Here is a 24,064-nt window from a genome sequence, read left to right on the forward strand (position 1 = left end):
GCACAAGTGCCCATCCTACTTGCCTTACTTGTCCTGCACCGGCACCGCCGGTTGTTCCGGCGGCAAATCCTGATTAGGAGCGCCCGGCGCCTGTATCGGCGCGGGGCTGGCCATTCCCGACTTGGAACGCGCATCTTCCGGCAGCATCACGCGCTTCAAAACCCCACCCTCAGACAGCAAGACATAGGTGGCGTGCACTTCCTTGACGCTGGTTCCCGGCAGTAATTCCTTACTCTGCCGCACCGCCTGCGCCGGCTTGCCGTCGGCGCTCAGGATCGCCACGCTGTCCTCGTCTTTTTTTGCGGCCACCACACCCAACAGCTGATAATTGCTGGCAACCGTAACCGTGCCGCGGCCGCCGAACAAACCTGCCGCCAGGGAGACATCGACCTGCGCTTGCTCTGCTTGCGGCGGCGCTGTCACTGCACGCAGTGGCGGCTTGATCAGCTGCATCACCCAGTATGCCGTGCAGGCGCACAACAGCATGAACAGCAGCAGGCTGAGAAATTCCGGCAGACGTTTGCTTTGCCGTCCCAGTTTTTTAGTTAATGGTAGATTCACGTTTTTCCTAACTTTGTCCTAGCGCACTAACTGGTTGATTTCAATAATGGGCATCAGCACTGCCAGCACGATCAGCAGCACCACCACCCCCATCGCCAGAATCAGGGCCGGTTCCAGCAAACCGGCAATGGTCATCGCGCGCCTTTCCAGATCCTGTTCCTGGGCGCTGGCTGCACGCTCCAGCATGGCTGGCAATTCACCGGTCACCTCACCGGCCCGTATCATGTGAATCAGCATCGGCGGGAAATGTTTGTGGGCCGCCAGCGCGCGCGCCAGGCCGACACCTTCGCGCACGCTGGTGGCGGCGGTATCGACCTGCTGCCGCATGGCGACGTTGGACAAGGTATCGCGGCTGGTTTGCAGCGCTTTCAAAATCGGTACGCCGGAGCCGGTAGTAATCGCCAGCGTACTGGCGAAGCGCGCAGTATTCAAGCTGCGTTCGAATTTGCCATACAGCGGCGCACTCAGCAGCCAGGTATGCCAGCGCATCTTGGTGGCGGGATTTTTCAGCGCCGTGCGCCAGCCGTAAAACAGTGCGATCACCGCCAGCAGGACCATCCAGCCATAATTGCGGACGAAATCGGAAGTGGCCAGCATCATCACCGTCAGCATCGGCAGTTTCTGCTTGGTGTTGGCGAAGACTGAAACGATCTGTGGCACCACGTAGGTCAGCAGGAAGATGACGATCACAAACGCCACCACGGTCACGATCGCCGGATAAGTGAATGCCAGCTTCACTTTTTGCACCAGCGAGTTGCGCCGCTCGATGTAGTCGGCCAGCCGCGACAGCACGCGCGACAACTGGCCGATCTGCTCGCCCGAAGCCACCAGCGCCCGATAGATTTCGGCGAAATCGCGCGGATGCGCGGCCAGCGCGGTGGATAGCGAGGCGCCGCCCATCACGTCGGATCGGATCGATGCGATCAGGTCGCGCTGGTAACTGCGTTCGGATTGTTCCAGCAGCGCCGTCAAGGCTTGCTCCAGCGGCAGGCTGGCTTCCAGCAAGCTGGCTAGCTGACGCGTGAACAAGGCGATCTCTACCGTCGACAGATGTTCGCCAAAGCCGCGCCGTTTCAAGTTGCCGGCAGCATCCACCTGCTGCGCAATCGCTTCCACCGTCAGCGGCAGCAAACCTTGGGCGCGCAGCTCGGCACGCGCCATCTTGGCGCTGTCCGCATTCACCACGCCCTTGGTGGTGCTGCCGGCGGTATCTACCGCTTCGTAACGAAATGCTGGCACGCTGCTCCTCTACTGTTCGCTTATTCCTCGGTGATTCTTTAGCTATTCCTTGGTGACCCGCAACAGCTCGGCCTGGGTAGTAACGCCCTCCGTCAGCCAGCGTTCGCCATCCTGGCGCATGGTGAGCATGCCATTGCGCTGCGCCACCTGCTGTATCTCGGCTTCCGACGCCCGGTTGTGGATCTGTGCGGCAATTTCATCGGTCGTCAGCAACAACTCATAGACACCGACCCGGCCTTGATAGCCGGTATGGCCGCATTGCTCGCAACCGACCGCATGCCACAGCTGGCCGTCATGGCGGCGGCAATGAGTACACAGTTTGCGGACCAGGCGCTGCGCCACCACACCCAACAGGGACGACGACAACAGGAATGGCTCGATTCCCATGTCCAGCAATCGGGTCACTGCTGCGGCAGAATCGTTGGTATGCAAGGTCGCCAGCACCAGATGCCCGGTCAGCGACGCCTGCACGGCAATCTGGGCGGTTTCCAGATCGCGGATTTCACCGATCATGATGACATCCGGATCCTGCCGCAAAATCGCCCGCAAGGCTTTGGCAAATGTCATGTCGATGCGCGCATTGACCTGGGTCTGACCAACCCCGGCGAGTTCGTATTCGATCGGATCTTCCACCGTCAGGATATTGGTGCTGCTGGTATTCAAGCGCGACAGCGCAGCGTATAAGGTGGTGGTCTTGCCGGAACCGGTCGGCCCGGTGACCAGCACGATGCCATGCGGCTGTGCGATCAGGCGATCGAACTGCGGCAACACCGCAGGACTCATGCCGAGATGCTGCAGATCGAGCCGGCCGGCTTCCTTGTCCAGCAGCCGCAACACGGCGCGTTCGCCATGACCGGTAGGCAGGGTCGAGACCCGCACATCTACCGGTTTGCCGCCGACGCGCAAAGTGATGCGGCCATCCTGCGGCAAGCGCTTTTCGGCGATATCCAGTTGCGCCATGATCTTGATACGGGAAATCAGCGAGGCATGGACGGCTTTCTTGGGCCGCACCACATCGCGCAAACTGCCGTCGATGCGAAAACGCACCACCGAAATCTGCTCGAACGGTTCGATATGGATGTCCGAAGCGCCCTCGCGTAAAGCCTGGGTCAGCAATACATTGATCATGCGGATCACTGGCGCATCATCCGACGATTCCAGCAGATCCTCGATCGCGGGCATGTCTTGCATCAGCTTGGCGAAATCGAGGTCGGATTCAAATTCGTCCACCACTTGCGCGGCATCGCCGCCGGCGCCGGCATAGGCTTTGGCAATCGCCTCGTCCAGTTCATCGCGCGACAGTTTACGGAATTTGACGCGGCCAAAACGGCGGCTGACTTCGGCAATAGCGCTAGGCTGAGTGGCTTCGGAAATCCACAGTTCCACCGCATTGTCAGCGCCTTTGCCATCCTCGGTACGCTGCGCCAGCAATGAAAAATTGCGGGCAAAAGCGTAAGGCAACAGACGCGTGTCAGTCATTCTGGGGTCGTTCATGGCGCTCTGTCATTCACAAAGCCTGGAGCCGGCGCGGCCACGGGTTTCGGCATCAGCAACTGCGGCTGCTCTGGAGCAGGCTGATGTTGTCCGTCAGGCGCATTTTGCTGCTTGCGCAAGTCGATGAAAGGGCCGCCATCTTCCAGCTTGCTGGTTACCGATGAGCCGAAATCGGTCAGGATGCTGCTGCCTGGCTGCACTTTAATCTGTTGCTTGCGCATGTAATCATAGCGATCTACGGCTAACAGATTGCTGGTCTCTTTGTCGCGAACAATAATCGGACGCAAAAATATCATCAGATTGGTTTTCTCGCGGGACCCGGTCTGGTATTTAAAGAAATTACCAATAAACGGCAAATCGCCCAGCAGCGGCACTTTTTGCACGCCACCCTGGTTGTTATCGCCAATCAAGCCGCCCAAAGCGATGATCTCGCCATCATCAATCACGACATTCGTATCCAAGGAACGTTTGGTCGTCGTCGGGCCGTTGGTATTGCCGGAAGTGCTCGCAACTACCGCAGATACCTCTTGCGAAATTTCCAGACGGACCGTACCGCCCTCTGAAATATGCGGCTTTATCTTCAATGCAGTACCGACGTCCTTGCGATCGATGGTGGTAAACGGACTGCTGGTGCCGGCGCCGGTGGTCAAGGTGGAACCCGTGACAAAAGGTACGTTTTGGCCAACGATGATCTTGGCTTCCTCATTGTCCAAGGTCAGCAAATTCGGCATGGACAGCACATTGCTGCCAGTGGTGGAATTCAAGGCGCTGGCTAGAGCGCCCAAGCCGATTTTGCCGGCAATCTGGCGAAATATACCTAACTGCAGGCCGCTCCCGACATTTGGCAAGGTGGCGGTAGTTCCGGTATTGACGGCCTGGCCGATTGCCGTGTTGAACAGATTATTGCCAACAATCCCAGTGCTGGTGCCAGTGAATCCGGTGCCGCCGCCAACCCGGTAATTGCTGTTTTTATCTCCGCTCAAGGCCAGCCACTGCACGCCGATCTCGCTGGCTGCACTATCCGTGACTTCGACGATCAGGGCCTCCACATACACCTGGGCGCGACGTGTGTCGAGCTGGTCGATCACTCCACGAATATTGCGGTATACCGGTTCGCTGGCGGTAATGATCAGGGTATTGGTGGATTCGTCTGCCTGGATAAAGCCCGCGGCACCGCTACCGCTGCCGCCAGTCTGAGATGACGCATCGGAAGACGGCGACGGCGAAGTCGGCGCGGTCGAATTCCCGGTGTTGAGCGCTCCGCCAGTGCCCGAACCTTGCAGCATGCCGCCGGAACCGCCGCTGGAACTCTTGCTGGATTGGCTGGAGACTGGGGCCGAAGCATCCTGCGACACAATCGCGCGCAAGGTTTTAGCCAGCTTGCCGGCGTCGGCGTTTTTCAGATAAACCACATGCACATTGCCGGCGCTGGCGGTCGGCTGATCGAGCTTGGCGATCAGCGACTTGGCCAGGTTTGCCCGTCCTACGGACGGCGCCCGGATAACTACTGAATTGGTCCTGGAGTCGGCCATGATCATGGTGCGGGCACCGTCACCGGCGCCGGGTGCGCCGGAGCCGGAATCGAGTAATTTGCTCGCCATCACCGCAATATCGCTGGCCACCGCATACCGTACCGGGATCACATCCAGATCGCTGACCGCCGGCACGTCGAGGGCGGCAATCATTTTTCCCAGACGCTGCAGATTTTCCGCGTAGTCGGTCACCACCAGCGTGTTATTGCCGGGGTTGGCATTGATGGTGTTGTTAGGCGAAATCAACGGCCGCAATACCGGCAGGATATTGGTAGCCGATTCGTAGTTCAGCGAAAAGATCTGGGTTGCAATCTGATCTCCCCTGACGCTGGCCGGCCGGGTCGGCGCCACCTGCAGTTTGGCGTCCGCTTCCGGCACCACTTTGACGAAACCGTCGCCGCGTACTACCGCATACCCTTGCAAACGCAAGGTCGAGGCCAGCAAATCGAAAGCCTGGGATTTACTCAACGGCTTTTCCGAAACCAGGTTGATGCTACCCTTGACGCGCGGATCAACGATGAAAGTGGTATTGGTGTACTGGCCGACGGCCTTGATCACGGATTCGATGTCGGCGCCGACGAAATTCATCACGGCCTGGTCGCTCATGCCGCCAGCGGCATTGTTGCCGCTTCCCGGCACCGGCTGTATCGGCTGTCCTGCAACGGCAGTAGCGCAGGTCAGCAGGGCGATGGCCGCAGCGCCGCGCCAGTTGCTTGTGCTTGAAAGTAGTGCGAAATACATTTTATCTTTCATGATTTGAACTCTAGTCCGATAATATTTCTGCCATTCATCTGACGCCGTTGCCCGAGTAAACTCAGTAAAGTCGCCAACTTTTCCTCTTGCCCCGCCGCCGCTTCCGCAGTACCCGAAAACTGTAAGTGACCGTCTTGCAATCTGCCGCTACCGTTCAACAGCATCGCCCCGTCCAGCGTCGCCAGCGTCAGGGTCGCCAGGCGCCCCTGCCAGTCGAACCGCATGCGATAACTGCCGAGCGGCTTGACCGGCGACAAGCGCGACGCCATCGCTAGCAGGTCGAGTGTCATGACACCGCTTAAATCGACGCCGCCGCCGTTGCGAGCCAGCGTCAATTGCTGCCAGCCCAGCTTCATCTGGCCCGACGGCTGCAAGGTGTTCAAGGGCGCACCCAGCGCCGCCAAACGCTCAGCCGGCAAAGCCATGCTGGACGGACTGATGGTCCATGTACTCCAGCTGCCGCGAATACTGACCACGTTCGACAGCGCTTCCGCGTTCTCCATTGTCGCCTCGACCCGCCCTACTAACACCAGCGGCGACAGGCGCCAGGCAAACCGCCCCGGCAATAAAGCCGTCACCGCATCTTTGCCGCTTGGCGCGGCCCCGATAAAGGCCGAACCTCGCCACAACGAGCCTTGCGCATCGCCCAGCGTGAGCCTGCCGCCGGTACGACTTTCCACCAGCGGCGCCAGCCACGCAGCCGGCAAAAAAGCCGAGATTGTGATCAGCACGCTCAAGAGCGCCGTTGCCGCCCACATCAATACTCTGCTCAAACCGCGCATCAAATTTCCCGCATCCGGCGATTACTCATGCTTTTGCTGCCACAAGGTGACCGTGGCATTCACAACACCCGGTTGCGCGTTCGCTCCGCCCGCTGCACTGACGTTGGCGTCCACGACTTGCCAATGCGCGTTTTTTTGAGCATCGTCGAGCCAGTCTAGCAAACCGGCGAACGCCACCGCCGACAATTGAACCTTCGCCATATCGCCGCTGAGCACCACGCTTTGCGGGGTCAAACCCTTGCTTTTCAATGCTGTCTCAACCGCCTCTTTGCTGAGTTGCGAGGCTGGCCGCCCGGCCTGCTGGCCAGACAGCGAGATTGCCTTGGCCGTCAGGGCTTGCAATTCGGCGGCTTGCTGGCGCAGCGCCGGCAAGTCCTTTTGCAAGCGAGCACGCCCGCTCAGCGCCGGATCCAGCAAGAGCAGATAAATCGCGGCGCTCAACATCAATGCTCCGGCGGCAGCCAGCAAGCGCCGTTCGCGCTGGTTCCTCTGCGCCCAATAGAGGCTGGCCGGCGTGCTGATTTTTTGCCAGGTTTGCTGTATCGGATTACTTGTCGACATTACTTTCGGCTCCCGATTTGCCATACGCCGGTAGCCGGCTTGCTCAGCGTTAATTGACTGCTCTCCAGCGCACTCTTGACTTGCGCTTCCGCCCCGTCGGCATCGGCGGCATTTTTCAAACGCACCAGCAAATGGTGGTCGCGATATTCCAGGCTGCTGATTGCCGTGCTGTCGGCACTCTGCGGCGATCCGGCCCAGGCTGCGCCGAAGGCAGCTGACAGCGCCAGGAAATCATCGGCCGCAAGCTGGCCGCCATCGCGTTGTGCGGCAGCGATTTTTTGCCTGGCCTGGGCGATCGGATCGATGATCACGGTTTCTTTCGGGAAGGCCGCACGATAGCCTTGCATCATGCCGGCGCGCAGGCTGGCGGCTTCGTGCCGCATGCGCAACCAGTCGTAATTCAGGCTAAGCACATTCACCAGCAACAAAGCCGCCGCCAATCCCAGCGGCCAGCGCCAACGGCGCCAGCTGAACTCGGTGCCGGCCGCGCTTGCTGTCAGGCCGTTCATCAAATCCATGCCACTACGCGGCAGTTCCTCTGCGCCGGCAATCCAGTGCGACCAGTCGTCGGCCAGCACCGTGATTTTTCCTTGCCCTTGCTCAAGGTCCTGAAGGTCTTGATATAGCGCCAGGCTGGATTGCGGCACGTACAGGGTGATTGGCTGCTGCGGCAGGATCGCCGCGATGCTGTCCAGCACCTCCTGCGCTACCGACTGTCCCGAAGCCGGCGATAAAGACCAGCCTATGCCCTGCTCTGCGGCGATGCGCAATGCGACATCGATATCGCCGCCGTGATCGGTAATGGCGGCGACTGCCGTATCCGGCACCCCCAAGGGCAGGCACAGCTGGGCCGGCCATGCTTGCAGATTGCGGGCGCCCAGCGCCAGCAGGGTTTTCACCAGCAACTCCAGCCAGTCTCTTTGCACCACTGCGATCAGGCGTAGCTTATTTGCAACCTTATCCGCAGCCTGCGCAACACCACCGCCGGCGGCACCATTGCGCTTGCGGCCGACGACGATCACGCAGTCGAAAGGATCGACCAGCAGTTGTTCTTCCACCAGATTCGGCAACGCCATTTTCAGCTTGGCGTCGGATAGCGGCGGCACATGCAGTTGCAACAAATTGACGTCGGCAGCGGCCAGTATCAACACCACACGCGCGGCAGCGGCGATGGCTTCCGCCAAGCCGGATAATTGTTCAACTCCCTGCCGTTCAATGCGGCCGCTATCGGCAACCAGCGCGAAGCGGCAATCGGGCATGGCGACCGCCGCCGCGCTATCGAGCGTGGCCCTGGCGGGTAAGCGAATAAATAAGGTACTCAAAACGCGTCTTCCATTTATTGTTCTCTAATCCACACGATTTCGCTGCTAGCACGGTTGTTGGCGGGGCGTCGTATCAAGGATACGGTATTAAGGGCTGCGCGCCCCATGCGAATCTTGCCGTACACCAAAAAAAAGTTGCTGGCTGGTCCTATTTTTGCAGTTGGCGAGAATGTTTTGTTCAGCCGCTCTCCCATCCGCATCTGCACATTGTCCCGAAATGGAGCCGTACGCCGCATCTCTATCACCGTATTGGCCTCGGCCAACGATAAATTGTCGAAACAGGCAGCCAGCACTTCCGCTGATGCTGTATTGGCATTGATCGGGGTAGCGGCACCGGTCGGAGGCAGAACCACGACATAATCTTGCAATTTACGTACGATATCCGGCGTAATGCCAGGCACCGCCAGCAAGTCGTCCACTTGCAGCATAGGCAAAGTGCCGCTGCCGGACTTGGCTGCAGTCTGCTGTCCGGCGGGAGCAGTGACGGGTTGACTGTCGGCGATGGCTTGGGCGACGGCCGTGGCCAGGCTGGTCGGCAGCCGCAAATAACCCAGCAGGCGTTTGAACCCTGCCACCTCATCCGCAACCGGTTGGCCATTGAGACTCAGGTTATTCAGGTTGTAGCGCGACTGGGCATCGATAATGCTGCCGGAAAGGATGGCGTCACCGGCGTCGCCGGCAGATGGTCCATTTTCGGCATATTGATCGAGGCGAGTGTCAGCCAGGGGCGTGGCCCACGGCTGGCCCAGGTGGTCATAGTTGAACTGCCTGGCGCTGGCGCGCAAGATCATGCTGGCCCAATCCAGCGCCCCGCGCATGATCCAGTCTTTCTGCAATTGCAGGCGCTGGTTCTCAATCGAACGTACCTGCACTTGCTGTTGCCAAAACAAGCTGGCGACGATGGTTACCGCCAATGTCGTCAGCAGCAAGGCCGTCACCACCGCGACACCGCGCTGCGCGCATCGCATCCGCAGCGGTTTGCTCATGACGCCCCCAACAGGAAAGTCTTGACCATGGTGCTGTCGTGGCCGCGCAGTTGCAAGGCAACTTGCAAGCCGGTCCAATGGTTGGCGTTGGTGTTGACGCTGCTGGTGTCCTGGCTGCCGGCCGCGGCGGCGGCTGACGGCCGCCAGCCTTGGCCATCGCTGCCCCACAATTGCATCTGCATGCTGCCGATATCGGATTGCAACAGCACCGACTGGCTATTGGCGCTGCCGTCAGCAGAGTCATCGATGGCGCTCTGCCACATGGCATCGAGCACCTTCAGGTCGCGCGTCGGCGCCGATTCCTGCCGCCTTAGCTGGCCGTTGCGTAAACGGTAATCGACTATCTGGACGCGCGTCGGCTGCTGCTCCGCAAACACCAGCCGCACCATCAACAGGCGGCCCGCTGTCGCCAGCAGGGTGGGACGTGCCGACATCAGGCTGATGGGCGCGATTTGCGCGCAATCGCTTTGCAGTTGCGCAAACGTCAATTGCATGCCGCGCGTTTGCTCCATTTCGCTGGTCAACGCAACGCGCGACCGTACAATGCCGTCAAGGCCGCGCCAGCCGAGTATCGCCACCATCGCCAGGATGGTGATCGCGATAATCATTTCGACCAGGGTAAACCCGGACGCATTTTTTCCGGGCATGCTGCTAGCGCGCATTCGGCACCACCTGCGACAGGTTGACTATGCGTCGCTCCGAATCAGCGTTATCGAACACCGATACCTCAACCCGCCGAAAGTAGGGGTTGGGCGTACCGGATACATGTTCTTCGCAATGCAAAGGCAAGTCGCCTTGCGGGCATTCGAAGGAACGATCGCCGATCACCGGCCATTCATGCCCGAGACGGATTTGCGTCAGCCGGTTTTCTGCCGACCAGGTCGCCATCATGGCGGCGCGCAAGCCGTTGCTGTTTTGCGTCAGGCTGCCGACCGCCCGCAAGCTGGCGCCCAGCGCGGTGCCTACAATGACCAGCGCCACCAGCACTTCCAGCAGGGTGAAACCGGCATCATGGCTAGCATGAGGACGAACATGACGACGGCCGGGAAGCACGCGCAGGATAGACATTTATTCGACCGAGAAATGACCGATGCCGTCGGCGCGAATGATGACGCTGTCGTCGCCGTTGGCCAAGGTTAGCGCAAATGGTTTGTCGACCGGCTCGCGGCCGAATGTAATGCGCAGCGTATTCGGTGCTGCCGTCTCGGTCGGCTCCGGACTCATGGCAAGCTGCATCGGCGCCCGCTTGAAATCACGTTGCCGCAACATGTCGTCCTGGGCCAAAGGCTGCCAGCCGTTTTCTTCACGCACCAGGAAACGGTAGCTATTGGCGTCGGCTTCGAAAGCGGTAGGACGATTGCGCAAGATGGCTTCCTCACGCGTCAATTGCAGCAGCAAGGCGATCCGTTGCGCATCGTTCTGTATTACCTGGCGATCGCTATGGAAAGCGTTGAGCGAGACAACGCCCAGGGTGATGCCGGCAATGACTATCACTACCAGCAACTCCAGCAGCGTAAAACCATTGCGCGTAACGGTAGCGGCTTTGAACTGGCGCAATTTGCGATGCGCCATTGCAAACATTACAGACTCCACGAGCCGATGTCGGCGTCGTTGCCTTCACCGCCCGGCTGACCATCTGCACCATATGAGAATACGTCCACTTCGCCCTTGATGCCAGGCGACAGGTATTGATAGGGACTGCCCCAAGGATCTTTGGGCAGTTTGTCGATATAGCCACCGCTTTTCCAGCCATTGGCGGCCGGGCCGCTGGTCGGTTTGCTGACCAGCGCCTGCAGACCTTGTTCGGTGGTCGGGTAACGCTGGTTGTCCAGTTTGTAGAGCTTGAGCGCTTGCATCAAAGTGCCGATGTCCTGGCGTGCCGCTTGAATCCGCGCATCGTCGGTACGCCCCATCAGCTTGGGCACGACCAAAGCAGCCAGAATCCCCATGATCACCACCACCACCATGATTTCAATCAGCGTGAATCCGCGTTGCACGGCAAGCGTGGAGCGGCGTCGAACGGCAGGGAACATAGTGCTATGCATTTCTTTCCTTATCAAAAAACCATGAGCATGTTTGGAAAGGGCGATTATATGCCGCAATCCTTGCTTACAAGCATGATAAATACACTTAATTCCGTTTGGCGTATCCATCCGGGTTTTGTCACCGGCCTGACACAAAGAAATGATACTACTCAAATACGCAGGACGACATTGCATCGTCGTGCTTAATTCGTAGACAGCGTCGGCCCAGCGGATGATTCAGACAGCCTCTTCACGCGGATTGCGCGATAACAGCAGTTCCATCACCGTCCGCACCGAATCGCCGTCGAACAAGACTCCGGCCACCGCGTTAGTGATCGGCATCTCAACCCCGCACTCCTGCGCCAAGGCGCGCACGGCGGCCGCACAACGCACGCCTTCGGCGACATGGCCGAGTTCGGTCACGATGGATGCCAGCGGTTTGCCTTGCGCCAGGCCTAGCCCTACCCTGCGATTGCGCGACAGATCGCCGGTACAGGTCAAGATCAAATCGCCGACGCCGGATAAGCCCATGAAGGTTTCGCTACGGCCGCCCAGTGCGACGCCAAGCCGCGTAATTTCTGCCAGGCCGCGGGTAATCAAGGCTGCGCGCGCATTTAAGCCGAGGCCGAGACCGTCGGCGACGCCGGTGGCGATCGCCAGGATATTCTTGACCGCACCGCCGACTTCGACGCCGACCAGGTCGTCGGTCGAATAGACGCGGATATTCCCGCCGTGAACCGCTGCCACCACCTGCTCGCACAAGCCCGCATGGACACTGGCCACCGACAAGGCGCAAGGCAAGCCGCGTGCGACTTCCTGCGCAAAAGACGGACCGGACAACGCCGCTGCCGGAATCGCATCACCCAGCACCTGGCGCACAATCTGATGCGGCAGCAAACGGGTGTTTTCTTCGAAACCCTTGCACAGCCAGACGATATTGGGAATAGGGAAAGCCTGCAGCTGCTGGGCCAGTTCGCGCAAACCCGCAACTGAAGAAGCGACAATCAGCAATGCCTCCCTCTGGCTCGCCTTGGCATCGGTAGTCACGTGCGCGATTGCCTGCGCAAAATCGGCGCTGACAGTCAGCGTGTCAGGCAAGGCAAAACCGGGGAGGTAGGCTGTATTTTCGCGCTGCGCAGCTACCGCCGCCATAGTCTCCGGATTACGTCCCCATAGCAGCACATTGTGGCGCCGGGCCAATGCAATCGCCAGCGCGGTACCCCAGGCGCCGGCGCCGAGTACGGTGACACTCATGGATGGATGCATGGAAGGGATGGTAGATTCAGAGGACACGGGCGGCTATCAATCGGGTAAAACTAAAATCGGCGAAGCAAAATTCAGTCGCCCCATACCTCGGCCGCCTTCACATAGCCGGTCTGGCCATCGCGATGACGTACCTTGGCCCAGCCGGACGCCACCGGATCAAGCAGTTCCAGCAGCACACCCTTGTCGGCAGTAAATGCGACGGCTGCTGCATCGTCCGGATTAGTCCTGATCTTGGCGTTGGCGACGCTGACCTGCAGATTGCGCTTGGCGACCAGGCCCTTGGACTGCAACCACGACAAATCGCCGCTGGCGTCGCGCACCTTGGTCCATTCGCCGTAAGTCAACACTACTTCGACCGGCATGCCGCGCGGGGCAAGCGCTACCCGCCGGCCTTTTTCAGATGGCGCATCGTAGAGCACCACCGGCGCCGCACCGACCGACTTGAAGTCAAGTGCTTGGGCGGAACCGGCGACACCGAGCAAGCTTGCCAGCAACAAAGCGGTGGATCCCGCTACGCGTGCAAAATTCATCTATTGCTCTCCAGTTGCGGTAAAACTTCCAGGGTGGAGCGCGCCGCTCGTGTCCGCCGCCATCCATGTGGCGCCAGGCAAGGCAAAACACCGCCGATCCACCCTGCTTGCGGTGCGAAATTAATTAATCGCTGTAGTACCGTCAACCGCGATGCTGTCGCCGCTGCCCTTTTGCTGTTGCTCGGCCAGTGCTTGCAGACGTTGTTGGTAGAACACTTCAAAGTTGATTTCGGCCAGGTGGATAGGCGGGAAACCAGCGCGGGTGATAGCGTCCGCCAGATTGGCGCGCAAATAAGGATAAACGATGTTCGGGCAGCCGATGCCGAGCAATGGATCCAGTTGTTCGGTCGGGATGTTGCGCAACTCGAAAATACCGGCTTGCTTGCCTTCAACCAGGAACGCTACCTTGTCTTTCACCTTGGCGGTGACGGTAACCGTAACGGTCGACTCGAAAATGCCTTCGGCCAGCGCTTCAGCGCCGACATCTACCGCTACTTCGATTTGCGGCGCATCTTGCTCGAGGAAAATGGCCGGCGAATTCGGTTGTTCAAGCGACAAATCTTTCAGGTAAACGCGTTGAATCTGGAACACCGGTTGTGGTTGTTCAACTTGTTGATTCTCTTCAGCCATGACACTCTTTCAGTTAATTTAAATTAGCCAGATAACAAACACTGCCATCTGGCCGGTTTTTAGGGTCGCTAGGTCTGCAACAATACCTGAATCGTCGGCGAACTGACGAAAATTAGTTGCTGAAGCCCGGCGGCCGAAAATCAGGCGCTTTGCAGCAGGGGCTCAAGCTTGCCATCGCGATCGAGCGCATGCAAGTCGTCAAAGCCGCCGACATGGGTTTCGCCGATATAAATTTGCGGCACCGTGCGGCGTCCGGTCTTTTGCATCATCGTGTCGCGCTGCGCCGGATCGAGATCAATCCGGATCTTTTCTATATTTGCCACGCCTTTGGCCTTCAGCAATTGCTCGGCGCGAACGCAATACGGGCACACGGCGGTGCTATACATTACTACATGGGCAGTCATGATTGTTCCTTGTACCAGCCGGATCCTGCCATGGATCCCGGCTTTATTATTTGACGGTAGGCAAACCCTGGGTCTGCCAGGCGGCGATACCGCCTTCCAGGTTATAGGCCTGAGTGAAACCGGCCTGCCCCAGTAGCGCAACGGCTTTGGCCGACTGGTTGCCGGTCTGACACACTACCAACACGTTCTTTGCTTTAAACTTGTCCAATTCAGCCATGCGTTGCGGCAAGTCCTTCAAGGGAATATTTTTGGCATCGATCAGGTGAGCGGCGGCAAAAGCGACGCTGTCACGGACATCCAGCACCAGCGTTTTACCCTGGTTCATCAGCTGGGTAGCCTGCAAGGCCGAGACCCGGTTGCCGCGTTTTTGCAACAAAGGCAACAATAGCGCGCCACCCGACAAAATTGCTACTGCAAACAGAAAAATGTTATCAATCAAGAATTTCACAGTGATCCAATGGTATTAGTTAATCCCGCCATTATAAAATAGAAGCTGACGCGCCATTCAATTCGTATCAGGTCCCGCGAAAAAACCTTTGCGCCCTGCGTTTGCTTTACAGTCGCACTTCTGGCCGCGTACTCCTAGTCGCGTAAATGGGGGGCTCTTGGCCGAATTCCAATGGCGGGCAATAGATTCATAGATTTCTCACTCTTAGCAAACTGCAAACTTACCATGTACAAAATCGTACTCATGCGCCACGGCGAATCCACCTGGAACCTGGCGAACCGCTTCACCGGCTGGGTCGATGTCGACCTCACCGAAAAAGGCGTGGCCGAAGCCCGCCAGGCCGGCCAGATCCTGCAACAGGCCGGTTTCACTTTCGACCTGGCTTACACTTCCGTATTGAAGCGCGCCATCCGCACCCTGTGGGGCACGCTCGACGAAATGGACCTGATGTGGCTGCCGATCCGGCATCACTGGCGCCTCAACGAACGTCATTATGGCGCTCTGCAAGGCTTGAACAAGGCGGAAACCGCTGCCAAATACGGCGATGAACAGGTCATGGTGTGGCGCCGCAGCTACGACACGCCGCCGATGCCGCTGGATGCAGACGATCCACGCACTTCCTATAACGATCCGCGCTATGCCGGCTTGAAGCGCGAAGAAATCCCGCTGACTGAATGCCTGAAAGACACGGTAGCGCGTGTATTGCCATTTTGGAACGATGAAATCGCACCGGCCATCCGCAGCGGCAAGCGCATCATCATCTCGGCCCACGGCAATAGCTTGCGCGCCCTGATCAAAATGCTGGACGGCATCAGCGACCAGGATATCGTCGGTCTCAACATCCCCAACGGCCAGCCGCTGGTCTATGAACTGGACGCTGATCTGAAGCCGATCAAGAGCTATTACCTTGGCGACCAGGCAGCGATTGCAGCGGCAATGAACGCCGTCGCCAGCCAGGGGAAAGCGAAATAAATATCTCGCCGGCTAGGCTCCTGAAGCTCCTGACCTGCAGTAAATCCAGTCACGCCATTGGCCGAGCGCCATTAGCGTGGCTGTTGGCGCTGGCGGTGCTTTTTTTGTCGGCGGCGCTGCCGGCGGCAGCCAATGCCGTCCCCAAGACCACGGAGCGCAGCAAGCAAAAGCAAGCGGCAGAAGCACAGCGCGCCGACTTACGCCAAAAACTGGATCAGCTCAAGCACGACATCAGCCAGACTGAAACCGAGAAAGACAGCGCCAGCGACGCCCTGGCGGACTCCGAAGCGGCGGTTTCCAAGGCCACCCGGTCTTTGCGCGATCTCGGCGCAGAACAACAGCAGACCGAAGCCAAACTGGCCAAGCTGGCGAAGCAGCACGATGAGCTGAGCAAAACCGTGGCTATGCAGCAAACGCAGCTAGCCAACTTGCTGCGCCAGCAATACGTTGCCGGCAATGAAGACCGCATCAAACTGCTGTTATCGGGCGACAACCCGAACCGCATCAATCGCGATCTGCAATACATGGGTTATGTATCGCAGGCGCAAGTCAAGCTGCTGGAGGCGCTACGCGCCAATCTTGCCGCAGTGGAAGCCAACCAGACCGAAGCGCAGGATGCCAAGGATGATCTGGACGAAATTGCCCAGGAGCAGCGCGATCAAAAGAATCTGCTGGAAAAAGAAAAGGCCAAGCGCGCTGCCTTGCTGACCCAGCTCTCCAGTAAACTGGCCAGCCAACGCAAGGAAGCCGGCAATATCGAACGCGACGATCAACGCTTGTCAGGCCTGGTCGACAAGCTGGCGCAGCTGATCGAAACGCAAAAGAAAGCCGATGCCGCAGCGGCTGCAGCCCGCGAGAAATTGCGTCAGGAACAGCTGGCGCAAGCTGCCGCCAAGGCCCAGGCAGCGCTTGAACGCCGGCGCCTGCTTGAGCAACAGCGCCAGCTGGCCGACCAGGCCAGGAAGCCGCCCGCCGCCGATAATCAGGCCAAGCCTGGCCCGGCCGGACCTAGCCAGGCCGGACCTATCCCGGCCGGGCCGAAAGTGGCGAATCCGGATGCGATCGACGACGATCAGCCGCCGCCGGCCCGTAACGAACTGACCCCGGAAGCCGGCAGCGCCTACGGCAAGCCGTTCGACTCCCTGCGCGGCCAGCTCAGGCTGCCGGTGCGCGGCGACGTCATGGCGCGCTTTGGCAGCAAGCGAGGCGACGGCCCGAGCTGGAAAGGCTTGTTTATCCGCACTCCGGAAGGCAGCGAAGTGAAAGCGGTTGCCGCCGGCCGGGTAGTCTTTGCCGACTGGCTGCGCGGCTTCGGCAATCTGATCATTGTTGATCATGGCAATCAGTACATGACGATTTACGGTAATAATCAGGCACTATTGAAACGTCCCGGAGATGCGGTCAAAACCGGCGACGTGATTGCCAGCGCCGGCAACAGCGGCGGTAATGAACAATCAGGTTTATACTTTGAAATTCGGCATCAAGGCCGTGCGTTTGACCCACTCGGATGGGTAACTACTAGGTGAAACATGGGCAGTAAACTCAAGAATATCGGTCTGATCAGCTTAGGCGTCATTGCCGGGATAGGCGCCTCCATCCAGTTCGATGCGATTGCGCAGAAAAGCGCTGCAGCGCCGTTGCCGCTGGAGGAGCTGCGGCAACTGGCCGATGTTTTCGGTCTGATCAAGTCCGATTATGTCGAACCGGCCGACGATAAAAAACTGCTGACCGAAGCCATTTCCGGCATGGTGGCCTCGCTCGACCCGCACTCCGCCTATCTGGACAAGAAGGCATACAAAGAGTTGCGCGAGAGCACCCAAGGCAAATTTGTCGGCCTGGGGATCGAGGTCGGCATGGAAGACGGCTACATCAAGGTAGTATCGCCGATCGAGGATTCGCCGGCCTACCGCGCCGGCATCAAGTCGGGTGATCTGATCACCCGCCTCGACGCCACCCCGGTCAAGGGCTTGACGCTGGATCAGGCGGTCAAGCGCATGCGCGGCGAGCCTAACACCAAGATCACCCTGACCATCACCCGCAAGGATGAAGACAAGCCGTTGATCTTCAGCATCATGCGCCAGGAAATCCGTGTCCAGAGTGTGAAGGCGAAAGTCATAGAACCAGGCTACGCCTGGTTGCGTGTGACCCAGTTCCAGGAACCGACGGTCGACGACATGGCGAAGAAAATCACCACCATCTATGCGCAAGAACCGAACCTGAAGGGTCTGGTGCTGGACCTGCGCAATGATCCGGGCGGCGTGTTGCCAGGCGCGATCGGCGTTTCTGCCGCATTCCTGCCCAAGGATTCGGTGGTGGTCACCACCAACGGCCAGTTGCCAAGCTCGAAGGCTTTGTTCTACGCCAAGCGCGAGTACTACGCCAATCCCGGCAATGACCCGCTGGCGCGTCTGCCTGAAGCGCTGAAGAAAGTACCGATGGTGGTATTGGTCAACACCGGCTCCGCCTCGGCCTCGGAAATCGTGGCCGGCGCTTTGCAAGACTATAAACGCGCCACCATCATGGGCACGCAAACCTTCGGCAAGGGCTCGGTGCAATCGGTGATCGCCTTGCCGCCGGACCGTAACACCGCGGTCAAGCTGACCACCGCCCGTTACTACACGCCGAACGGCCGCTCGATCCAGGCCAGAGGCATCGTGCCGGATGTGATGGTGGATGAATATGCCGACGGTGACGGCTTGAACGGCCTGCGCCTGCGCGAAGCCGACCTCACCAAGCATCTGAGCAACGATACCGACAAGAGCCCTGAAGTTACCGCGCCTAAGGTCGACGAACTGGAAGAAGCGCAGCGCGTTGCTGCAGCCGAAAAGAAACGCAAACCATTGGAATTCGGCAGCAAGGACGACTTCCAGCTGGCGCAGGCGCTGAACCAGTTGAAGGGCCTGCCGGTACAAGTGTCCAAGGTGAAGCCGGAAATCCGCTCGGAAACCGACAAGGACGACAAAGCAACGAAAGATGACAAGCCAGCGCCGGCCGAGGACGGCATCATCAAGAAGAACCTGATGAAGAACGAGAAAAAATAATCGTTTTTCACACTAAGGCCGCAGCGATGCGGCCTTTTTTATGCTTCCGCGTTACGCTCTCCCGCGCTTGCCTGACGTCGCGGTGAAATTTCCGGAATATAGTTTTATCTATTTGACAGCATCCTATGAACGACCAGCAATTACTCCGCTATTCGCGCCACATCCTGCTCGACGACATCGACATAGACGGCCAGGAAAAATTTCTGGCGGCGCATGCGTTGATCATCGGCGCCGGCGGCCTCGGCTCGCCGGTGGCGATGTATCTGGCTTCGGCCGGGGTCGGCCGCATCACGCTGGTGGATAACGACAACGTCGACCTCACCAATCTGCAGCGGCAAATCCTGCATACCAGCGAGCGCGTCGGCCAGCCCAAGGTCAGCTCCGGCAAAACCGCCATGACGCAAATCAATCCTGATATCCAGGTCATCGCATTAGCCGAGCGCGCTGACGAAGCACGTCTCGCGCAGCTGATCAGCGACGCCGATGTAGTCATCGACTGCAGCGACAACTTCGCAACGCGGCAGGCCATCAACCGCACCTGTGTTGCGCATCAGGTGCCATTGGTCTCCGGTGCGGCGATCCGGTTCGACGGCCAGATCAGCGTATTCGACGCCCGCGACGCCAGCTCACCCTGCTATGCCTGCCTGTTCCCGCCAGACCGGGAGTTCGAAGAAATAGCCTGCTCGACCATGGGCGTGTTCGCGCCGCTGGTCGGCATCATCGGCAGCATGCAGGCAGCGGAAGCGCTCAAGCTGATTGCGGGCATCGGCACTTCCTTGTCCGGATTCCTGCTGATGCTGGATGCGCGCAGCATGGAATGGACCCGCATCGGCGTCGCCCGCGATACCGCTTGCCTGGTATGTGGAAAACACGATCGCGCTTGAAATGGATCCACCACCTTGGCGCTCCGCCTTGGCGCTCGTGTTCGCGGGGACCGCATGCCAACTACGGTCAAGCGCTATGCAAAGCCCGTGCAGCCGGCTGCACAGCCGTCAGAACCCGCAATTTCTGGATGACGTCGGCGCAAGCGCGGGCAGCTTCCGCCCCTTTCACCAGGAAATGTTCGAAGAAGTATTTCTGGTGTTCTGCACCGGCGTGGAAATGATGCGGCGTCAATACCGCTGACAACACAGGCACCGAGGTTTCAAGTTGTACCTGCATCAGACCGTTGATCACCGCCTGCGCCACGAATTCATGGCGATAGATACCGCCGTCCACCACCAGCCCGGCAGCCACGACAGCAGCGTATCGGCCGCTGTTGGCCAGCAATTTGGCATGCAAGGGGATCTCGAAGGCGCCGGCGACTTCGAAGAAATCGATGTCTTGCTCGGCATAGCCGGCTTTGGCGATTTCGGCAATGAAACCGAGCCGGCACTGATCCACGATGTCGCGATGCCAGCCGGCCTGGATGAAAGCGATGCGCTCGCCGGCTGCGGCGCCTGGCGTTTTTGATCTATCGACTGCTTGATTGTGTTGCTGCTGCATTTGAAGACTCCTGTTTAGAAAATAAAACAGGGCGTGTCGGATCGAAAGGAAGCGAGAACTCATACGGAATCCATCGGCGTCGCCGAACAACGGCAAAGGCGCTGCCGCTGCCATGGCAGAAGACGCTTATCAATTCCTGGCATAAGCACATCGCAACCTGTTCTCTCTTTATCCGGACTATACCGTCGGCCCCGGGATCGCACCGGGTCTGCTGACCTTGCCGCGGATACCGCAACAAGCGCTCGCGGGCTATGCGCATTGCACGCAATTACCGCCGGTGGGGAATCGCACCCCGCCCTGAGAACGTTTCACTCAATTTCCTGCTTGCTTTCTTGAGCGAGCAGAGAATTTATCACAGAAGCGACGGCCCTGCAGCAGCCGCCCAAATCCCGGGAACACAGCATCAGCCGGCTTTCTTCGCCAGTCCGAGATAGGTATCGATCACTTTCGGATCGTGCGCCAACTCCGCAGCCGGCCCCTGCAGCACCATATCGCCGGTTTCCAGCACATAGCCATAGTCGGCAGCCTGCAAGGCGGCGCGCGCGTTTTGTTCGACCAGCAAGATGGCGACGCCGGTCTGTTTCAAGCGCACGATGATGTGGAATATCTCTTTCACGATCAGCGGCGCCAGGCCGAGGCTAGGTTCGTCCAGCATCAGCAATTGCGGCTTCGCCATCAACGCGCGTCCCAGCGCCAGCATTTGCCGTTCGCCGCCGGACAGGCTGCCGGCTTGCTGCTTGCGCCGTTCCTGCAAGCGCGGGAACAAGTCGTACACCACCGCCATCTGGTCGGCATAAGCGCGGTCGCCGGCCTGGTAGCGGCGGTAGCTGCCCAGCAGCAAATTGTCTTGCACCGTCATGCTGGCAAACAGTTCACGCGTTTCCGGCACCAGGCACATGCCGCGCGCAACCCGTGTTTCGATCGCGACGCCGTCGAGATCCTGGCCCAGCAGGCGGACCTTGCCGCGCATGCTGCCGGTGTTGGGCATGGCGCCGGCGATCGCGTTCAGCATGGTCGATTTGCCGGCGCCATTGGGGCCGATCACGGTCACGATCTGGCCGGCGCCAACTTGCAAGCTGGCGCCATGCAAGGCTTCAACCTTGCCGTAAGCAACATGCAGGTCAAGCACATCAAGCACCGGGACGGGATGGGCGGCAGAATTATTCATCGATGCCTCCCAGATAGGCTTCCAGCACTGCCGGGTCTTGTTGGATCGCGGCCGGCAAGCCTTGCGCGATCTTGCTGCCGAACTCCATCACCACCAGATGATCCGTCAGGTTCATGACAAAATCCATATCGTGCTCTACCAGCAAAATGCTCATTCCTTCCGCCTTCAGCTTGCGCAGCAAATCCGCCAGCGCCAGCTTCTCCTGATAACGCAAACCCGCCGCCGGTTCATCCAGCAGCAGCAGGGTCGGGTCGCAGCACAGTGCGCGGGCGATTTCCAGGATCCGCTGCTGCCCAAGCGCCAGGCTGCCGGCCTCTTCATACAGCAAATGCCCGAGGCCGACGCGCTCCAGTTGTTTTTTCGCTTCAAACAGCAAGGTTTGTTCTTCGCTGCGATTGAGCCGCAACAGGCTGCGCGCAATGCCGATCACATCGTTGCGATGACCCCGCAGATGGGCGCCGATGGCGACGTTTTCCAGCACCGTCATACTGCTCATCAGCCGCACATGCTGGAAGGTGCGGGCAATGCCGCGCGCGACGATCTGGCGCGATGGCAATCCGGAGATGCGCTGCAATTCGCTCTGCGCACGGAACTTGATCGCGCCGCTGGTCAAAGGCAAGACTCCCGTCACTAGGTTGAACATGGTCGATTTGCCGGCGCCGTTGGGACCGATCAGGCCGACGATTTCTCCCGCCCTGACGCTAAAGCTCATGTCGTTGACCGCCACCAGGCCGCCGAATTCCTTACGCGCGCGCTCGATCTCCAGCACCACGTCGGCAGCCGCATGCCTTGCTCGGACAGGCAATGCCGCAGCCGTTTGCGGCGCCAGTGCTGGCGGCTTGCTTGGCATCCATCGGCGCAGATACGGCCACAAGCCGTCGCGCGCGCGCTGCAGCAACAGCAGCATCAGGATACCGAAGACAATGGTTTCGAAATTACCGTTGGCGCCCAGCAGTTTCGGCAGCAGCGATTGCAACTGATCCTTCAGCAAGGTCAGCAACGCCGAACCGAGAATCGCGCCCCACACATAACCGGCGCCGCCCACCACCGCCATGAACAGGTATTCGATGCCGGCGTTGAGGCCGAACGGCGTCGGACTTACCGACCGTTGCAGATGCGCATACAACCAGCCGGAGACGCTGGCCAGCAATGCCGCCAGCACAAAGATCAGCACTTTTATCCAGGTCGTGTTGACGCCCATCGCTTCGGCCATCACGGCGCCGCCGTTGAGTGCGCGGATAGCGCGGCCCGAGCGCGAGTTCAACAAGTTCTGCAAGCCGGCCAGCGCCGCCAGCAGGATCGCCCAGATCAGGTAAAACATCTTGCGGCCGCTGTCGAGATCGATGCCAAACAGCTTGAGTGCAGGAATACCGTTCAAGCCATCGTATTTGCCGAGGAACTCCAGGTTGCCGAATAAAAAATACAGCGACAGCGCCCAGGCGATCGTGCCAAGCGGCAGATAGTGGCCGGACAAACGCATCGTAATCGCGCCGATCGCCAGCGCCGCCAGCGTCGTCACGCACAAGCCGGCCAGCAAGCCGAGCCACGGCGACAGTCCGAGCTGGGTGCTCAGATAAGCCGTGGAATAAGCGCCCAGCCCGACAAAAGCAGCCTGGCCGAAAGAAGTCAGCCCACCCACCCCGGTCAGCAGCACCAGGCCCAACGCCACAATCGCGTACAGCCCGATGTAGTTGGCCAGGGTGATCCAGAATTCCGGCGTCGGCAAGACCGGCAGCAAGGCCAGAATCGCCACGCAAGCAATCAATGGCAAATTATGAAAAGAGAATTTCGGCATCACTGATCCTCCTCATCCACTTGCTTGCTGGCCAGTGAACGCCATAACAACACCGGGATGATCAGCGTAAACACGATCACTTCCTTGAATGCGCTGGCCCAGAACGAGGAATACGATTCCAGCAAGCCCACCAGCACAGCGCCGGCGGCGGCAATCGGATAGCTGCCGAGGCCGCCGATGATGGCGCCGACAAAACCTTTCAAGCCGATCAGGAAGCCGCTGTCGTAATACACGGTGGTCAACGGCGCGATCAGGATGCCGCACAAGGCTCCCAAGGCGGCGGCCAGCGTGAACGCCAGGCGCCCTGCTTGCGTGGTGCCGATGCCGACCAGGCGCGCGCCGAGCCGATTGACGGCCGTGGCGCGCAGAGCCTTGCCGGACAAGGTGCGCTCGAAGTAGAGGTAGAGCGCGACAATCAATAGCAGCGAGACGACGATGATCACGCAGCTTTGCCCGGAAACGGTCAAGCCGCCGATCTCGAAACGGGCGTCGGAAAACGGTGTGGTGCGCGAACCTTCGGCGCCGAACATCAGCAGGCCGATACCGGTCAAAGCGTAATGCACCGCCACCGATACAATCAGCAAGACCAGCGTGCTGGCTTCCGCCAGCGGCTGGAACGCCAGCCGGTAAATCATCGGCCCCATCGGCACTACGATCAGCAGGGTCAACAGGACTTGCAATGGCATCGCCAGGGCCGCATGGCCATACCAGCGCGTGACCACATAGATCGCCGCAGGCAACAACACGAACTTCAGCAGCGCCACGCCGATCTGCCGGATTTTGCGGCGTTCGCCGTGATGGCCGAACGCCACAGTCGCAGCTTCCTGGATAAAACTGAGCATGCCGAGCGCCACCAGCAGTGCCGCCGACAAGGGGAATTTATCGGCCTGAATCGCCGCCAGGGTCAAGGCGCCGAAGGCAACGAATTCACCCTGGGGGATAAAGATGACGCGGGTTACCGAAAATACCAGCACCAGCGCCAGTGCCAACAGTGCGTATACGGCGCCGCTGGTGATGCCATCCTGAGCCAGGATGGCGGCGATTGAAAGATCCATAGATATCGTTGTGCTG

Annotated in this window: 25 protein-coding genes and 1 riboswitch; of the genes, 4 read left to right on the forward strand and 21 right to left on the reverse strand. The window is 59.4% G+C overall.

Annotated features, from left to right (window positions below; translation table 11 throughout):
- Positions 1-24: 24 nt before the first annotated feature.
- From BLV81_RS15420 to BLV81_RS15500, 17 genes are all read right to left on the reverse strand, one after another.
- Entirely contained in the window at positions 25-561 is a 537-nt protein-coding gene (locus tag BLV81_RS15420) for a type II secretion system protein N (protein WP_092357820.1), read from the reverse strand.
- An 18-nt stretch (positions 562-579) separates the two neighbouring features.
- Positions 580-1,800: a type II secretion system inner membrane protein GspF gene (gene gspF / locus BLV81_RS15425; protein ID WP_092357822.1), complete on the reverse strand. Its 1,221-nt coding sequence runs from the start codon at positions 1,798-1,800 to the stop codon at positions 580-582.
- 42 nt (positions 1,801-1,842) lie between these two features.
- The gene (gspE, locus tag BLV81_RS15430) at positions 1,843-3,294 is read right to left on the reverse strand and encodes a type II secretion system ATPase GspE (RefSeq protein ID WP_176992846.1); all 1,452 of its coding nucleotides are present in this window, start codon (positions 3,292-3,294) and stop codon (positions 1,843-1,845) included.
- Positions 3,291-5,579, reverse strand: a complete 2,289-nt coding sequence (gene gspD, locus BLV81_RS15435; protein ID WP_092357826.1) for a type II secretion system secretin GspD — start codon at positions 5,577-5,579, stop codon at positions 3,291-3,293. The genes gspE and gspD overlap by 4 nt, the downstream gene beginning before the upstream one ends.
- Positions 5,576-6,352, reverse strand: coding sequence for a type II secretion system protein N (locus BLV81_RS15440; RefSeq protein ID WP_092358034.1), 777 nt, complete (start codon positions 6,350-6,352; stop codon positions 5,576-5,578). Before BLV81_RS15440 ends, gspD begins: the two co-directional genes overlap by 4 nt.
- A gap of 30 nt (positions 6,353-6,382) precedes the next feature.
- Entirely contained in the window at positions 6,383-6,922 is a 540-nt protein-coding gene (gene gspM, locus BLV81_RS15445) for a type II secretion system protein GspM (protein WP_176992848.1), read from the reverse strand.
- Complete coding sequence (gspL, locus tag BLV81_RS15450; RefSeq protein ID WP_255365250.1) at positions 6,922-8,244, reverse strand: type II secretion system protein GspL; 1,323 nt, start codon at positions 8,242-8,244, stop codon at positions 6,922-6,924. Before gspL ends, gspM begins: the two co-directional genes overlap by 1 nt.
- 14 nt (positions 8,245-8,258) lie before the next feature.
- Positions 8,259-9,230: a type II secretion system minor pseudopilin GspK gene (gspK, locus tag BLV81_RS15455; RefSeq protein ID WP_255365251.1), complete on the reverse strand. Its 972-nt coding sequence runs from the start codon at positions 9,228-9,230 to the stop codon at positions 8,259-8,261.
- Complete coding sequence (locus BLV81_RS15460; protein WP_255365252.1) at positions 9,227-9,892, reverse strand: PulJ/GspJ family protein; 666 nt, start codon at positions 9,890-9,892, stop codon at positions 9,227-9,229. The genes gspK and BLV81_RS15460 overlap by 4 nt, the downstream gene beginning before the upstream one ends.
- A complete protein-coding gene (gspI, locus tag BLV81_RS15465) occupies positions 9,882-10,298 on the reverse strand; it encodes a type II secretion system minor pseudopilin GspI (protein ID WP_092357832.1) in 417 nt (138 codons plus the stop codon). Before gspI ends, BLV81_RS15460 begins: the two co-directional genes overlap by 11 nt.
- Positions 10,299-10,811, reverse strand: coding sequence for a GspH/FimT family pseudopilin (locus tag BLV81_RS15470; protein ID WP_255365253.1), 513 nt, complete (start codon positions 10,809-10,811; stop codon positions 10,299-10,301).
- The gene (gspG, locus tag BLV81_RS15475; RefSeq protein WP_176992849.1) at positions 10,811-11,275 is read right to left on the reverse strand and encodes a type II secretion system major pseudopilin GspG; all 465 of its coding nucleotides are present in this window, start codon (positions 11,273-11,275) and stop codon (positions 10,811-10,813) included. Before gspG ends, BLV81_RS15470 begins: the two co-directional genes overlap by 1 nt.
- Before the next feature lie 216 nt (positions 11,276-11,491).
- Complete coding sequence (locus BLV81_RS15480; protein WP_092357836.1) at positions 11,492-12,508, reverse strand: NAD(P)H-dependent glycerol-3-phosphate dehydrogenase; 1,017 nt, start codon at positions 12,506-12,508, stop codon at positions 11,492-11,494.
- Between the two features lie 83 nt (positions 12,509-12,591).
- Positions 12,592-13,050, reverse strand: a complete 459-nt coding sequence (locus tag BLV81_RS15485; RefSeq protein WP_092357838.1) for an SH3 domain-containing protein — start codon at positions 13,048-13,050, stop codon at positions 12,592-12,594.
- 120 nt (positions 13,051-13,170) lie between these two features.
- Positions 13,171-13,680, reverse strand: a complete 510-nt coding sequence (secB, locus tag BLV81_RS15490) for a protein-export chaperone SecB (protein WP_092357840.1) — start codon at positions 13,678-13,680, stop codon at positions 13,171-13,173.
- A gap of 140 nt (positions 13,681-13,820) precedes the next feature.
- Complete coding sequence (grxC, locus tag BLV81_RS15495) at positions 13,821-14,084, reverse strand: glutaredoxin 3 (protein ID WP_092357842.1); 264 nt, start codon at positions 14,082-14,084, stop codon at positions 13,821-13,823.
- 46 nt (positions 14,085-14,130) lie between these two features.
- Entirely contained in the window at positions 14,131-14,532 is a 402-nt protein-coding gene (locus BLV81_RS15500; protein ID WP_092357844.1) for a rhodanese-like domain-containing protein, read from the reverse strand.
- A gap of 225 nt (positions 14,533-14,757) precedes the next feature.
- Between BLV81_RS15500 and gpmA the strand changes: the two genes are divergently transcribed.
- The 4 genes from gpmA to BLV81_RS15520 all read left to right on the forward strand — a co-directional run bounded on the left by gpmA (position 14,758) and on the right by BLV81_RS15520 (position 19,429).
- Entirely contained in the window at positions 14,758-15,504 is a 747-nt protein-coding gene (gene gpmA, locus BLV81_RS15505; protein WP_092357846.1) for a 2,3-diphosphoglycerate-dependent phosphoglycerate mutase, read from the forward strand.
- 95 nt (positions 15,505-15,599) lie between these two features.
- Complete coding sequence (locus tag BLV81_RS15510; RefSeq protein ID WP_369823887.1) at positions 15,600-17,030, forward strand: murein hydrolase activator EnvC family protein; 1,431 nt, start codon at positions 15,600-15,602, stop codon at positions 17,028-17,030.
- A 3-nt stretch (positions 17,031-17,033) separates the two neighbouring features.
- Positions 17,034-18,545, forward strand: a complete 1,512-nt coding sequence (locus BLV81_RS15515) for a S41 family peptidase (protein WP_092357850.1) — start codon at positions 17,034-17,036, stop codon at positions 18,543-18,545.
- Positions 18,546-18,670: 125 nt separating this feature from the next.
- Positions 18,671-19,429: a HesA/MoeB/ThiF family protein gene (locus BLV81_RS15520; RefSeq protein ID WP_092357852.1), complete on the forward strand. Its 759-nt coding sequence runs from the start codon at positions 18,671-18,673 to the stop codon at positions 19,427-19,429.
- Between the two features lie 67 nt (positions 19,430-19,496).
- On the opposite strand, the gene BLV81_RS15525 is transcribed toward BLV81_RS15520, so the two are convergent.
- The 4 genes from BLV81_RS15525 to BLV81_RS15540 form a co-directional block, all read right to left on the reverse strand.
- On the reverse strand, positions 19,497-20,030 hold the full coding sequence (locus tag BLV81_RS15525; RefSeq protein ID WP_092357854.1) for a 6,7-dimethyl-8-ribityllumazine synthase: 534 nt from the start codon (positions 20,028-20,030) through the stop codon (positions 19,497-19,499).
- Positions 20,031-20,185: 155 nt separating this feature from the next.
- A riboswitch (FMN riboswitch) is annotated at positions 20,186-20,339 on the reverse strand.
- A gap of 94 nt (positions 20,340-20,433) precedes the next feature.
- Positions 20,434-21,198, reverse strand: coding sequence for an ABC transporter ATP-binding protein (locus BLV81_RS15530; RefSeq protein ID WP_092357856.1), 765 nt, complete (start codon positions 21,196-21,198; stop codon positions 20,434-20,436).
- Positions 21,191-22,993 (reverse strand): branched-chain amino acid ABC transporter ATP-binding protein/permease, encoded by a 1,803-nt coding sequence (locus BLV81_RS15535; RefSeq protein WP_176992850.1) that lies wholly within the window; start codon positions 22,991-22,993, stop codon positions 21,191-21,193. The genes BLV81_RS15530 and BLV81_RS15535 overlap by 8 nt, the downstream gene beginning before the upstream one ends.
- Positions 22,993-24,048 carry a branched-chain amino acid ABC transporter permease gene (locus tag BLV81_RS15540; RefSeq protein WP_092357860.1) on the reverse strand — a complete coding sequence of 352 codons (1,056 nt, stop codon included), beginning with the start codon at positions 24,046-24,048 and terminating at the stop codon, positions 22,993-22,995. The genes BLV81_RS15535 and BLV81_RS15540 overlap by 1 nt, the downstream gene beginning before the upstream one ends.
- Positions 24,049-24,064 lie beyond the last annotated feature (16 nt).

Origin of the sequence: Collimonas sp. OK242, from assembly GCF_900107095.1 — a bacterium.
GTDB lineage: Bacteria > Pseudomonadota > Gammaproteobacteria > Burkholderiales > Burkholderiaceae_D > Collimonas.